14 protein-coding genes are annotated in these 13,445 nt (G+C 37.8%); 10 read left to right on the top strand and 4 right to left on the bottom strand.

Going from position 1 to position 13,445, the window contains the following annotated elements; translation table 11 throughout:
* Positions 1-41: 41 nt before the first annotated feature.
* Together QN089_RS12140 and QN089_RS12135 are read right to left on the bottom strand one after the other, a co-directional pair.
* Complete coding sequence (locus QN089_RS12140; RefSeq protein WP_285215404.1) at positions 42-569, bottom strand: tryptophan transporter; 528 nt, start codon at positions 567-569, stop codon at positions 42-44.
* Positions 570-682: 113 nt separating this feature from the next.
* Positions 683-1,108, bottom strand: coding sequence for an HIT family protein (locus QN089_RS12135; protein WP_068451098.1), 426 nt, complete (start codon positions 1,106-1,108; stop codon positions 683-685).
* Positions 1,109-1,243: 135 nt separating this feature from the next.
* Here QN089_RS12135 and QN089_RS12130 point away from each other — a divergent pair, with 135 nt between their 5' ends.
* The 3 genes from QN089_RS12130 to QN089_RS12120 all read left to right on the top strand — a co-directional run bounded on the left by QN089_RS12130 (position 1,244) and on the right by QN089_RS12120 (position 4,256).
* On the top strand, positions 1,244-1,984 hold the full coding sequence (locus QN089_RS12130) for an ABC transporter ATP-binding protein (protein ID WP_068451101.1): 741 nt from the start codon (positions 1,244-1,246) through the stop codon (positions 1,982-1,984).
* Entirely contained in the window at positions 1,977-3,158 is a 1,182-nt protein-coding gene (locus tag QN089_RS12125; RefSeq protein ID WP_068451104.1) for an ABC transporter permease, read from the top strand. Before QN089_RS12130 ends, QN089_RS12125 begins: the two co-directional genes overlap by 8 nt.
* A gap of 96 nt (positions 3,159-3,254) precedes the next feature.
* Complete coding sequence (locus QN089_RS12120) at positions 3,255-4,256, top strand: LLM class flavin-dependent oxidoreductase (RefSeq protein ID WP_285215403.1); 1,002 nt, start codon at positions 3,255-3,257, stop codon at positions 4,254-4,256.
* Positions 4,257-4,307: 51 nt separating this feature from the next.
* On the opposite strand, the gene QN089_RS12115 is transcribed toward QN089_RS12120, so the two are convergent.
* Both QN089_RS12115 and QN089_RS12110 read right to left on the bottom strand, forming a co-directional pair.
* Positions 4,308-5,483 (bottom strand): M20 metallopeptidase family protein, encoded by a 1,176-nt coding sequence (locus QN089_RS12115; RefSeq protein ID WP_285215402.1) that lies wholly within the window; start codon positions 5,481-5,483, stop codon positions 4,308-4,310.
* A 17-nt stretch (positions 5,484-5,500) separates the two neighbouring features.
* A complete protein-coding gene (locus QN089_RS12110; protein ID WP_068451112.1) occupies positions 5,501-6,037 on the bottom strand; it encodes an antibiotic biosynthesis monooxygenase in 537 nt (178 codons plus the stop codon).
* Between the two features lie 294 nt (positions 6,038-6,331).
* Here QN089_RS12110 and hemE point away from each other — a divergent pair, with 294 nt between their 5' ends.
* The 7 genes from hemE (at position 6,332) to QN089_RS12075 (ending at position 13,349) form a co-directional block, all read left to right on the top strand.
* Complete coding sequence (gene hemE / locus QN089_RS12105) at positions 6,332-7,369, top strand: uroporphyrinogen decarboxylase (RefSeq protein WP_285215401.1); 1,038 nt, start codon at positions 6,332-6,334, stop codon at positions 7,367-7,369.
* 24 nt (positions 7,370-7,393) lie between these two features.
* Positions 7,394-8,329: a ferrochelatase gene (gene hemH, locus QN089_RS12100; protein WP_068451116.1), complete on the top strand. Its 936-nt coding sequence runs from the start codon at positions 7,394-7,396 to the stop codon at positions 8,327-8,329.
* Positions 8,330-8,348: 19 nt separating this feature from the next.
* Complete coding sequence (hemG, locus tag QN089_RS12095) at positions 8,349-9,770, top strand: protoporphyrinogen oxidase (RefSeq protein ID WP_285215400.1); 1,422 nt, start codon at positions 8,349-8,351, stop codon at positions 9,768-9,770.
* 168 nt (positions 9,771-9,938) lie between these two features.
* Entirely contained in the window at positions 9,939-10,895 is a 957-nt protein-coding gene (locus QN089_RS12090; protein WP_087679955.1) for a YncE family protein, read from the top strand.
* Complete coding sequence (locus tag QN089_RS12085; protein ID WP_068451123.1) at positions 10,892-11,572, top strand: response regulator transcription factor; 681 nt, start codon at positions 10,892-10,894, stop codon at positions 11,570-11,572. Before QN089_RS12090 ends, QN089_RS12085 begins: the two co-directional genes overlap by 4 nt.
* Positions 11,569-12,966, top strand: coding sequence for a sensor histidine kinase (locus tag QN089_RS12080; RefSeq protein WP_087679956.1), 1,398 nt, complete (start codon positions 11,569-11,571; stop codon positions 12,964-12,966). The genes QN089_RS12085 and QN089_RS12080 overlap by 4 nt, the downstream gene beginning before the upstream one ends.
* A complete protein-coding gene (locus QN089_RS12075) occupies positions 12,963-13,349 on the top strand; it encodes a FixH family protein (protein ID WP_068451129.1) in 387 nt (128 codons plus the stop codon). The genes QN089_RS12080 and QN089_RS12075 overlap by 4 nt, the downstream gene beginning before the upstream one ends.
* Positions 13,350-13,445: the final 96 nt, after the last annotated feature.

The following is a 13,445-nucleotide window of genomic DNA, read 5'->3' as shown; positions in this document are numbered from 1 at the left end:
AGTAGCGCCTAACTTTTAGTAGCAACCGACTTTCGTCTTACTTATGCATGTGACAATGAAGTATCAAACTTAGAGCGTTTTACGAGTGTTGTAATAATAGGATAAATTACAACAAACGCAATGATATTAATCGCAATTGCTGGTAGTACAACAGTTGAGAATAGTGCAATAAATGGAATGTTTGCACCAATCACTAAAATCGCTGATCCTAAAAATACACTGCCTGAAATGATTGTTCCTACGCCAACTAATATAGCTGATGCGACAAAATTCTTTGCTTGTCCTTTTAATAGTTTCACAAGGAATAATACTACGTACGCAGTTACAAACTTATCAATCACGTTCGGCACAAACCCACCAGGGAATGTAGAAAATAGACCAGATAAAATACCTGTTGTGACAGCTAATAAGAATACGTCACGAGAATTCGGGAATAGGAAAATACCGATAAACATCATCGTTAACATGAAGTCTGGTTTCATTCCTCCGTTGAATCCTGGGATGACTAAATACAGTGCAGCACCTACCGCAACAAGTAATGCTATTAATACTAAGTTTTTTGTTTTCATTTCTCATCTCTCCTAAGCTCTTCTAAAATTTTTTCGTCTCCTAACGTCTCCTCGTGAGCGTTAGCGAAACTTAGCGTAATTCTATCGTGTCAACCGTGTAAAATCAAGTGCGCTTACTTATTTAATTGTGCAGCAATTTCATCTGCTACTTGTGTAATAATATCAGAAGTAAACTCGTCTTCTTTTGTTTTCCAAATTGGCTTATATCCATCTTTTTCATCGTAACGAGGGATGAAGTGAAGATGGAAGTGGAATACACTTTGTTCCGCAGCTTCACCATTGTTGTTTAATAAGTTCATACCTGCAGGTTGGAATGCATCTTTAATCGCATTCGCAATTACAGGTGCAACAGAGAATAGATGCGATGCTGTTTCAGGAGATAATTCGAATACATTCGCAACATGCTCTTTTGGAATTAATAATGTATGACCTTTTGATAAAGGCGTAATGTCCATAAAGGCATATACGTAATCATCCTCATACACTTTTTTACTTGGAATAGAACCGTCAATAATTTTACAAAATACGCAATCAGCCATTCTATTTCACACACCTTTCATATATTTCTTTCTATTCTATCATATGACAACTGCGATATAATTGAATTTTTGATAAACTAAGTATATTCAAATAGGATGTTTCAGGCAATTGTGTCTGAGAATGGAGTGATGAAGATGTCAATATTAGAAGTATCTGCTGTAACAGGCGGTTATACACGAAAACCCGTTATACACGATTTAAACTTCAAACTAGAAGCAGGTGAGCTAGTCGGCTTAGTCGGTCTGAACGGTGCTGGGAAAAGTACAGCAATCAAACATATCATTGGAATGATGCAACCACAAAAAGGAACAATTAAAATTAATGGAAAAACGATGAAAGAGAATATGGATGTATACCGAACTTCTTTTTCATACATTCCTGAGACACCTGTTTTATATGATGAACTAACATTAAAAGAGCATTTAGAATTAACAGCGATGGCGTACGGAATCGATTTAGAAACGATGCGTGAGCGTGTTGCCCCGTTACTTAGTGAATTCCGTATGGAAAAACGATTGAATTGGTTCCCATCTCACTTTTCAAAAGGGATGCGTCAAAAAGTTATGATTATGTGTGCTTTCTTAGTAGAACCATCGCTGTATATTATTGATGAACCATTTTTAGGGCTTGATCCACTTGCGATTTCACTATTACTTGAACAAATGGATGAGAAGAAAAAAGAAGGTGCAGCCATTTTAATGTCAACGCATGTATTAGCTACTGCTGAAAAACATTGTGATAAAATTCTACTGCTTCACAACGGATATGTACGTGCATTTGGTACGATGGATGACTTACGCCAATCCTTCAACATGCCAGATGCGACGTTAGATGACTTATACATCGCGATGACAAAGGAAAAAGAACATGAATAACTTACAAGATGTTTGGCGTAAACGGTTTAATTACTATATAACAGAGCTACAAAAATATATGCGCTATATTTTCACAGGTCATATGGCGCTCGTGATTGTATTTTTACTTGGTGCTGGTGGTTATCAGTACAGTGAATGGTTAAAAGTTGCCCCGCACGATTTTCCAACGATTCTATTCGTCGCAACAGTGATGGGGATTGTTCTCACGATAAGTAAACCTGTAACGCTTATTAAGAAGCCAGACGAAGTGTATTTATTACCACTTGAGACGAAGATGCCAATGTACTTCAATCGTGTCTTAAACTACACCGTCTTCAGTCAATTAGGTGTCGCACTCGTCGTCTATCTTGTGATGTGGCCGATGATGCGACAAGTGGGCGAAATTGAGGTTTCTGGGATTGCAATCGGATTAGCTTTCACTGTATTACTAAAATGGTGGAATGTACATGTGGAATTCATGTTCCGCTGGGCGACAAAAGGTCGTTATGTTTGGCTAGACCGCATTGTACGAGGTATTCTTTCAGGTGTATTCTTATACTTCTTATTAAATCATGATAGTTTATATGCGATTATTATGATCATCATTTTGGCACTTTATCCTGTCATGTGTAAGAAAAAAACATTAGAAGAACCCTTCCCTTACGAACACTTTGTAAAATTAGAAGAAAATCGCATGATGCGTATTTACCGCTTTGCGAATTACTTTACGGATGTACCTGCTGTAAAAGGAAATATTAAAAGAAGACGTTATCTGGACTTCCTTGTGAATGGTGTACCGAAAACGAAAAAAACAACATTCGAATATTATTTAGTTAGAAGCTTTATAAGAACGGATGATTATTTCTTCCTTTGGTTCCGTCTTACTGTGATTACAGCGTTAGTAGCAGCATTTGTGAATATGCCGATTATTGTAGGGATTGTCGCAGCAGCTCTTGCTTTTGCTACAGCGATTCAATTAAAACAAGCACTAGGAAAGCCAGTCGATTTCTCCATGAGTATGCTCTATCCATTACCAGCTGATGCACGTCAAAAAGCCGCACAAAAAGTAACGCGCTATACATTAATTGCACAAGCAGTAATTGTAACGCTTGCTGGCATTGGTACACCGTACTTCTACTTACAAGGTATCGTCGTTCTCGTAGTAGGAGAAATTACATTACGCTTATCAAAATAATACGTGAAGTTTCTTTATTTGGAGAAGTCCGAGTAAGGAAACTTCATTTTTTTCTTTGAATTTGTTAGGCTAGTTTAGGAAAGAGAGGGGTAAGAGATGAAAAACGTCAAATTATCTGTATTAGATTTAGTTGCTGTAGGAGAAGGATTTACAGCAGGAGAAGCCATTCAGAACAGCGTACACCTCGCTCAAAAAGTAGAAGAATTAGGTTATGAGCGTTACTGGTTTGCAGAACATCATAATAGCGCAAGCATTGCGAGTTCAGCTACTGTATTATTGATTGGTAAAATTGCAGAACATACAAAAACAATGCGAGTAGGTTCAGGTGGTATTATGCTACCAAACCATAAGCCGCTTATCGTAGCGGAACAGTTCGGTACATTAGATGCAATGTATCCAGGACGAATTGATTTAGGTGTAGGTAGAGCGCCGGGAACAGATCCAACAACTGCAGAGGCACTTGGCAGAAGTCCATACGGCGCACCGAATAACTTCCCAGAAGATGTAGAGCAATTGCAAACATACTTAGGTGCAAATGAAGGAGCGCGTGTACATGCCTTCCCAGGTGAGAACTCGAATGTACCCATCTATATTTTAGGTTCAAGTTTATTCAGTGCGGAACTCGCAGCGCAAATGGGACTACCATATGCGTTTGCTAGTCACTTTGCACCGAATTACTTAGAACAAGCACTACAACTTTACCGCACGCAGTTTAAGCCATCCGAGTATTTAGACAAGCCGTACACCATTGCATGTGTGAATGGTATGGCAGCAGATACGAATGAAGAAGCTGAGCGCATGGTAACGAGCTTGTATCAATATTTCTTAGGAATTGTAAAAGGCTCACCGAAAAAACTAATGCCTGCTATTGATTCGATGAAAGAGATTTGGACGATGAATGAGCGCTATGCCGTATTAGAAGCACTTCGCTATACATTCAAAGGCGGCCCAGAAAAAGTGAAGAATCAACTACAAAGTTTCTTGCAAATTACACAAGTAGATGAAATTATGGTGACATCACATATTTATGAACCAGCAGAACGCGTCCATTCATATGAGATCATCATGCAAGCATTAAAAGAGCTACAAGAAAATTAAACATAAAAGAGGCAATTACACGAAAATAGACGTGTGATGCCTCTTTTTATATTAAGCATTCGTATTAAAATCAATGGCTACAGCAGCTAATGTTTGAGCGGCAGCTACCATCGCGTATTCTTCAAAATTAAATTTAGGATGATGATGTGCATAAGCTGGGCCATTTACAGGCTTTGCACCTGTGAAGAAGAATGCCCCTGGTCGTGCATTTAAATAGTAAGAAAAGTCCTCACCAACCATGTTTGCATCCATGATTTGAGCGGCTTTTACATTGGGTACATGTTGCGCTGTTTCCAGTACATGTTGCGCCATGAGAACATCATTAATAACAGGAGGGTGACCACGCGTGTAGTCGAATGTGAAGGTTGCACCTGCAGCTTCACAAAGTCCTTTGATGATGCGCTCCATCTCAACAATTACTTGTTCGCGTACTTCTACATCGAACGTACGAACCGTTCCTTTTAGTTCAGCACTCCCTGCAATAATATTAAAAGCATCACCAGCGTGGAATGAACCAACTGTGAGTACAACGGGGCTTGTTGGATTAATACGACGAGAAGCCACTTGTTGAAGTGCCGTCACAATTTGCGCTCCGAGCGTTACTGTATCAATGGTTGTATGCGGCATTGCGCCATGTCCACCAACTCCATGTAGTGTAAGTGTGAAAGAGTCTGCTCCAGCCATCATAGCACCAGGTCGTGTTTGAATGATGCCAGCTTCGAATTGTGACCATAGATGTGTGCCGAAAACAGCATCAACACCATCTAAACAACCGGCTTCAACCATTGCTTTTGCGCCGCCTGGTGTTACTTCTTCAGCATGTTGATGAATCATTACATAGTTTCCAGCTAGTTGTTCGCGATGTTGAAATAATGTTTTTGCAAGCACAAGAAGTGTCGCTGTATGTCCATCATGTCCGCAAGCATGGCTTACATTTGGAACAGTTGATTGATAAGCAACACCTGTTTCTTCTTGAATCGGTAAGGCATCGAAGTCAGCACGTAGAGCCACTGTTTTGCCAGGTAATCCACCTTCAATGCGGGCAACAATACCATTCCCGCCAATATTTCTTTCGTAAGGAATATCAAATTCATCATAAAAGTTACAAATATATTCAACCGTTTCATGTTCTTTATACGATACTTCAGGATGCATGTGTAAATAACGTCGAATTTCTTGCATCGATGTAAATTGTTCTTCTAATTCATTCCAAATGACTTCTTTCATCTACAATACCTTCTCTCTTAAAAACGATCATCACTGTCTTCTTCTACTTCTTCAACAGGTGCTGTTCCATAGAGTTTTGTGTACGGTGCAACAGCGAGTGTTGTTGGTCTACGGTCTGTTTCATGATTCCCCATAAAGTCAAAATCCACTGCATAGTCTGCTGAATCGCGCCAAACTTGATATGAGTTTGGACCTGTCCATTGTTGGATAATCGCAAATACAGTTGACTTAATCGGCTTTAATAATTTATACGCGATAAATCCAGGTTCGTTAATAAAGTGGAATGATTTACTTTTCAGACGATTTTCAAAAGATAATTGGCTATCTTCAAAAATATCGACATACGTAATGGCATAGAAGCCACCTGGTTCAAATTCACCAACTGCTTCAACAACTTCAAATGACTGCGGTGTTGCAAATTTTGTTTTACCTTCCGTCACATGCATTAAGACAGATTGTTGTCCACCATATAGTACCGTCATATTTTCTTTTTTATATTTTGCTTGTAAATGCTCCATAAAATCGGCTGTACCGGTTGCTAAATAGATATACATTTCAACGCCACCTTCATGTTTTAATTTTCTACTCTCTATAGTATATCCGTTTAACATAAAAGATTCACAACATTTGAAAATGTCTAGTCGTTTTTCCAAATTATTTTTACGTTATGATAGCGTTGTCAAAAAAAAGACAAGATTTGAAAAAGTTTTTTTGACAAAAAGGTTTTGAAACTATACTTTAATATATGAAAAGTCTATAGTGAAAATGGATATCAATATAGAAAAGATGATTTACATGAAGTGAATCAAAAGTAAAAAGATGAACTGAAGGAAGGGCAGGCTAATCAATTGACGAAATTTAATGATACACTTTTACGCGCAGCAAGAGGCGAACAGACAGAACATACACCGGTATGGTATATGAGACAGGCAGGACGTTCACAGCCAGAGTACCGTAAAATTAAAGAAAAATACTCTCTTGAGGAAATTACACATCAACCAGAGTTATGTGCATACGTCACACATTTACCAGTGCAAAATTATGGTGTAGATGCAGCAATTTTGTATAAAGATATTGTGACACCACTGCCAGGCATGGGGATAGATGTGAAGATTGAAGTAGGAATCGGTCCTGTTATTTCAAATCCAATTCGTTCTGCAAAAGACGTCGATACACTACGTGAATTCAATCCCCAAGAACATGTGCCTTTTGTATTGGATACAATTAAGCTACTGACGACAGAACAATTGAATGTACCATTAATCGGTTTTGCAGGCGCACCATTTACATTGGCAAGCTATATGATTGAAGGTGGCCCATCGAAAAACTATGCGAAAACAAAAGCCTTTATGGTGTCTGAACCACAAGCTTGGTTTAAATTAATGGATAAATTAGCAGATATGATTATTATAGATTTAAAGGCGCAAATTCAAGCGGGTGCAAAAGCCTTCCAAATTTTTGACTCGTGGGTAGGTGCTTTAAATCATGAAGACTATCAAATTTTTATTAAACCGATCATGACACGTATTTTCACAGAATTAAAAGATGAAGGTGTTCCTTCAATCTTATTCGGTGTAGGTGCAAGTCATTTAGTAATGGATTGGAATGAGCTACCTGTTGATGTAGTTGGTTTAGATTGGCGCTTACCAATTAAACAAGCCCGTCAAATGGGGATTACAAAACCACTTCAAGGTAACTTAGATCCAACATTATTATTAGCGGACTGGTCTGTATTAGAAGCTCGTACAAAAGATATTATCGATCAAGGATTAGAAATGCCAGGTCATATCTTTAACTTAGGACATGGTGTATTCCCTTCAGTAAATCCAGATGTTCTAAAACGTTTAACAGCATTTATTCATGAATATAGCGCATCAAAGAAATAACAATAATTTTATGAGGTGATTGAGATGAAAAGAAAAGTTGGTTTATTAGTAATGGCGTATGGTACACCAGAAAAAGATGAAGATTTAATCCCTTACTACACACATATTCGTCGCGGTCGTCGTCCAAGCGATGAACAAATTGAAGATTTACGTGAACGTTATCAAGCGATTGGTGGTATTTCACCACTTGCAAAAACGACACTTGAACAAAGTGAAGCACTTGTAAATCGTTTAAACGAGATGCAAGACGAAGTGGAATATAAACTATATCTTGGCTTAAAACATATCGCACCATTCGTAGAAGATGCAGTAGAAGATATGGTGAAGGACGGTGTAGAAGAAGTGGTATCAATCGTACTAGCACCTCACTTCTCATCATTCTCAACAAAAGCATATCACACACGTGCTATGGATAAAGCGAAAGAGTTAGGTAGTTCAATGAAGTTCTATACAGTGGACAGCTGGTATAAAGAAGAAAAATTCTTACAATACTGGACTGAAAAAATTAATGAAGCTTTCGCTGATATGACAGAAGAAGAACGTGAAACAGCGTGCTTAATCGTATGCGCACACTCATTACCACAACGTATTATCGAAATGGGTGACCCATACCGTGACCAAATGTTTGATACAAAAGATATTTTACAAAAGCGTACGGGTGTGAAAAATGTAGAGTTTGGTTGGCAGTCAGCTGGTCAAACACCAGAGCCATGGTTAGAGCCAGACGTACAAGATTTAACACGCGACCTTTATAACGAAAAAGGATATCGTTCATTCGTGTATACGCCAGTAGGTTTTGTAGCAGAACATTTAGAAGTTCTATACGATAATGACTACGAATGTAAAGTGGTATGTGATGAGTTAGGCGCAAATTACCGTCGTCCAAAAATGCCAAATGCAGATCCACTATTCATTGATGGATTAGCTGATGTTGTAACAAGAAGATTAGCTGAAGCTTAAAAAGAAAGTGATGATTGATGTGACGAATGACAAGCGCAGGGTTGCAATCATCGGTGGAGGAATATCGGGATTAACCGCTGCTTATTATTTACAAGAGCAAGCAAAGTCAGCACAATTACCAATTGAGATTGTATTGATTGAAGCATCGCATCGATTTGGTGGGAAGATTCAGACCATCGTAGAAGATGGCTATCAAATTGAAAAAGGACCGGATTCTTTTACAGATCACAAAGGAACGGTCGCTACATTAGCGAAAAAATTAAAAGTTGAAAAACAGCTTGTTCGGAGTAAAGAAGAGCGGAAGTTTGTGGCGGTGAATGAAGAATTGCATGCAGTTCCAAAAGGTGTGCAATTCGGTATTCCAACAGAGATGACACCCTTTTTGACATCGGACTTGGTGTCTTGGAGTGGTAAAGCACGAGCTACATTCGACTTTTTACGTCCACAGGGAAAAATGACAGAAGATCAATCACTTGGACAGTGGGTAAGGCAGCGATTAGGTGGCGAAGTATTAGAAAACTTGACCGAACCTTTGTTGTCGGGGATTTATAATGGAGATATCGACGAACTAAGTTTACAGGCGGTATTACCCTTTCTCTCTACACACAGTAAAACTTCAAGTGGCTTGATTCAAAGTATGAAGTCTTACACTCGTTCTTCGGACTATTTAACAGATGCAGAACAAAGTTTTTCGTTCGTAGGAGGACTTGAGACATTTGTTGATGCATTGGTTCATGAATTAACTGAAGTGAAGCTAAAAAAGAGTGTTCGTGTAACGAATATTCAAAAAAGCAATCATCAACTCTTACTATCATTAAATAACCAAAGTTCAATTAAAGCAGATGCGGTAATTATCGCAACATCTCATACAATTGCGCAGTCGTTATTTCATGAAAAACAACTTTTACAAGAACTAGATGGTATCCCATTGAACACAGTAGCTACTGTTTCTTTAGCTTTTGATGAAACTCAAATTGCTCATCATTTTACAGGAACGGATTTTGTTGTATCACGTAATAATGATCTATCTATTACTGCGGCTACATTTATGAATCGTAAATGGCAAGGTACGGCACCAGATGGTAAAGTATTAATCAAAGCTTACATTGGACGTGTAGGTGATGAAGCCATTGTTGAGTTATCCGATAAAGGAATTGAAAAAGTCGTGTTGCAAGATTTACATCGTTTAGTCGGGATTACAGGCGCGCCTGAAAAAGTGATTGTGACGCGCTATAAAAATGCTATGCCACAATATACGATTGGACATTTAGAGCGCGTGCGAAAATCGAAAGAATCTTTATATGAAGCTTACCCAACAATTCGTTTGATTGGGAATACCTATGATGGCATTAGTATTCCAAAATGTGTTCGTCAAGCAATTGAGAGTGCGGAGCAAATTATGCAAGAGTTAAAAGATTTGCCATCCTTTGTAATCGAATAAAAGAGTCTTAAAAAACAGGAGAGGACAGCAGAGTGTTTGCTGAAAGCTCTTGTTTTTTTATTTAGTAAATTTACGGAATGTGAACCTTATGCGAACGATTGAAAATATGAAGTACATTTCATTGTTTTTTCACATATTCCATATAAAATAAGGGACAGGAGGGTTGTTATGAAAAAAGTAGGTATACTGTCATTATTATTATTGTTGCTTGCTGTACTAACAGCCTGCAATCGAACAGATTACAAAGGAATTTCAAAAGATGAACCCTTTATCGCTTCAGTAAATATTGGTGAACCATCTATTGATTTTATTCGGCCTAATGGTGAAAAAATCGAAACATGGGATTTAAAAGAAGCATATACTGGAGCTACATTGGTTGGTGAACATGCAATTCTTTTATATGGTAATCAATTAGAACAAGCTGATTTAGTGAATCTTGATACGGGTGAGATTCAAAAGAAAATTGATGTATCAAAAGGTGCTACGAATGCTTACTATGATGATGCAAACAAAACTTTTTATATAGCGAATAGTGGCTTAAACGAAGTAACTGCCTATAATCAAAAGGGTGAACGTATTCAGACAATGAAAACAGGGAAGTATCCAATGGCGATGTTAGTGGAAGACGGTCATTTATACGTGGTGAATTTTAAAGATACGTTTATTTCTGTATTCAATACAACGACGAAAAAATTAGAAAAGAAAATACCAATTCCAAAGTCGTCACATGGATTAGACTTTGTTGATGGTGAACTCTGGTTAGGTGGACATGGAGCAGGTGAAAAACCAAATACACATGTATTAAAAATCAATCCAAAGACTTCAAAAGTTGTTGGAAAGATGGATTTACCAATTATGCCAATCGCTTTTGCAAAGTTAGATGAACGTGAATTTGTACTCAGTCATGGTGAAAGTATGCTCTATGAATTGAATGAGCAACAACAAATTAGTTGGGAACAAGAGATTGGCTCAAATCCATTTGCAGTCGAAGCTTTTCAAAATCAAATTGTCGTTGCAGGGTATGACGATCAAACACTTTATTGGGTGAAAGACCATCATATCGTGAAAAAAACAAAAGTAGGGCAAGCACCATTTCAACTTTTAGTAAGGGAGAATGTCAAATGAACGTATTAATTGTAGATGATGAAAAGGAAATGCGTCATCTGATTTCGATTATGCTTCACCAAGAACATATTCAAACCTACCAAGCCAGTGGCGGACAAGAGGCATATGATATTTTAGACCGTCAACCCATTGACCTCATCTTATTAGATGTCATGATGCCAGATGAAGATGGTTTTGAAGTGTGTCAGAAAATACGTAAGAACTCAGATATCCCAATTATCTTTTTAACAGCGAAAGATGCAAATGCCGATAAAGTGCGTGGACTACGATTAGGTGGAGATGATTATATGGTAAAGCCCTTCACTGCTTCCGAGTTAATCGCACGTATTCAAGCAGTTTTACGTCGCTACCAACCACAACAAGATGTAACACATACACAAATTATTCAGCGCGGTAATATTTGCCTAGATGAAATTGCGAGACGTGTGACAGTGGAAGGTAGAGAAATTCCACTTACACTAAAAGAATTCGATTTACTACATTTATTTATGAAACAACCGAATATTGTTTATACACGCGAACAATTACTCGAGAAAATTTGGTCGCTTGATTATGATGGTGGTACACGAACAGTCGATACACATATTAAAACATTGCGCTTAAAGCTTGGAAAAGAATATAGTCGTCTGATTCAAACAGTTTGGGGTATTGGCTATCGCTTTGAGGAACAACGATGAAAAAAATCTCCACGAAGATTTGGGTGTTTGTATTAGCCACAGTAGCAGTGACGGTTCTATTTATGTATGGTTTAACTAATTTTTTATACGAAAGATTGTATGTAAAAGATGCAGAAAACTCCATGATCGAAATCGGTGAAAAGCTTTCAAAGATGTATACAGGTGGTAAAGTAACAGACGAATTAATCGACAATGTAGACCGTTATAATACATATGCGAATGTCAATGTATTTGCTGTACGAAATCCACGTGAATTGAGTGCCTGTGTCCCATTTGATATTGATTATGATACGTTAATTGGACCAGACGAACGACATGAATTGTTAAAAGGGAATATCATTACGAAGCAAGGATATGAAAAGCGATTTGATCGTCAAGTGATTTCTGTTGTGATTCCGCTTGTAGATGAAAAAAGGCTAGAAGGGATTTTATATCTCTATTTCCCACTGGAAAAAATTACAGAACTTGCTTCAAAAGAAGTTGTTTTTTTAATTTGTTCCGCAATTGTCTTTTTAATTTTGATTAGTTTCATTATATTCAAAGGAATACGTGTTATTATGAAGCCACTACAATCGCTTCAATATGCAGCAAAAGAAATGGCGCAGGGGCATTATCAAACGCGTGTCATGAGTACATCAAAAGATGAAATTGGACAATTAGCACAAACTTTCAATGAGATGGCACAAGCAATTGAAGAAGAAGATCAGAGACAGCGCCAATTTTTAGAGAATGTGTCACACGAATTGCGTACACCGATTAGCTATATTAAAGGGTATGGTGAGACATTACTTACAAGTAATACATCTGAACAAGAGCGTAACGACCAACTAGCATTAATTGTTCGAGAAGCAGGACGTATGGAAAAGTTGACGAATGAACTACTACAGTTATCACGTACGACTGAACAAAAGGAAACATTGCAGCTGTATCCACTACCATTATCTGAAACGATTCGAGAAGTAGTGCATATGCTTGAGGGACGTGCGAAACAAGCTGATATTACGATTCATACGAATCTAGACGATCATGTGATTGTGAATGCAGATGAACTGCGCATGAAACAAATCTTGATTAATTTACTTGAAAATGCGATTCGCTATTCAAATGAAGGAACATCTATTTATGTACGAAGTTATGAAGTAGAGAATCAAGCGTGTATTGAAGTTGAAGATCATGGAATTGGTATTCCAGAACAAGATTTACCACATATTATGGAACGTTTCTATCGTGTGAATAAGGCGAGAAGTCGTGCAGATGGAGGAAGTGGTCTCGGTTTATCAATTGTTCAACAGTTAGTAACAGCACATGGTGGACGTGTTCAAATTGAGAGTGTTTTGAATGAAGGGACGACTATACGCATATTCCTACCATTAATGGAGGAGATGGAAGAATGAAAATTCGAATGATGTTGGCTGCATTCTTTCTCCTTCTTCTTTCGGGTTGTTCAATAGAAGAAGATCCAGTAGAAGCAGACCAGACGATTGCGGCAGTACAGGTTCAATTTATCAACCCAGATGAATTTAAGAAAAAAGAGATTCCGTTAGAAGTTGAAGTGACACAAGACAAAAAGCCTGTGGAAGATGCAAGTTTTGTACGATTTGAAATTTGGCGAGATGGTGAGCGAAAAGATAGTCGTATGATTGATGCGAAACATATAGGAGAAGGTCACTATACTGCGCAGGCTACAGTAAAGAAAAAAGGCGTATATTATGTCTATGCACATACAGAAGCACATGGTCTGCACATTATGCCAAAACAAAAAATTGAAGTACAATAGAAGATAAGAAAAAGAATATATTTAGTGCTTGCTAAATTCGTTATGTAGGTATAAAATAAATGACTAGATGACCGAAATCGGTTTCTGGTCATTTTT

This window comes from Kurthia sp. YJT4 (genome assembly GCF_030219945.1).
Lineage (GTDB): Bacteria > Bacillota > Bacilli > Bacillales_A > Planococcaceae > Kurthia > Kurthia gibsonii.
The sequence above is the reverse complement of the archived record's forward strand: the minus strand, read 5'-3'. Positions and strand labels throughout refer to the sequence as shown.

Excerpts from the sequence above, each read along its gene's own strand:
- QN089_RS12140 (WP_285215404.1), bottom strand. The coding sequence starts at position 569 with ATGAAAACAAAAAACTTAGTATTAATAGCATTACTTGTTGCGGTAGGT.
- QN089_RS12135 (WP_068451098.1), bottom strand. The coding sequence starts at position 1,108 with ATGGCTGATTGCGTATTTTGTAAAATTATTGACGGTTCTATTCCAAGT.
- QN089_RS12130 (WP_068451101.1), top strand. The coding sequence starts at position 1,244 with ATGTCAATATTAGAAGTATCTGCTGTAACAGGCGGTTATACACGAAAA.
- QN089_RS12125 (WP_068451104.1), top strand. The coding sequence starts at position 1,977 with ATGAATAACTTACAAGATGTTTGGCGTAAACGGTTTAATTACTATATA.
- QN089_RS12120 (WP_285215403.1), top strand. The coding sequence starts at position 3,255 with ATGAAAAACGTCAAATTATCTGTATTAGATTTAGTTGCTGTAGGAGAA.
- QN089_RS12115 (WP_285215402.1), bottom strand. The coding sequence starts at position 5,483 with ATGAAAGAAGTCATTTGGAATGAATTAGAAGAACAATTTACATCGATG.
- QN089_RS12110 (WP_068451112.1), bottom strand. The coding sequence starts at position 6,037 with ATGTATATCTATTTAGCAACCGGTACAGCCGATTTTATGGAGCATTTA.
- hemH (WP_068451116.1), top strand. The coding sequence starts at position 7,394 with ATGAAAAGAAAAGTTGGTTTATTAGTAATGGCGTATGGTACACCAGAA.
- QN089_RS12090 (WP_087679955.1), top strand. The coding sequence starts at position 9,939 with ATGAAAAAAGTAGGTATACTGTCATTATTATTATTGTTGCTTGCTGTA.
- QN089_RS12085 (WP_068451123.1), top strand. The coding sequence starts at position 10,892 with ATGAACGTATTAATTGTAGATGATGAAAAGGAAATGCGTCATCTGATT.
- QN089_RS12080 (WP_087679956.1), top strand. The coding sequence starts at position 11,569 with ATGAAAAAAATCTCCACGAAGATTTGGGTGTTTGTATTAGCCACAGTA.
- QN089_RS12075 (WP_068451129.1), top strand. The coding sequence starts at position 12,963 with ATGAAAATTCGAATGATGTTGGCTGCATTCTTTCTCCTTCTTCTTTCG.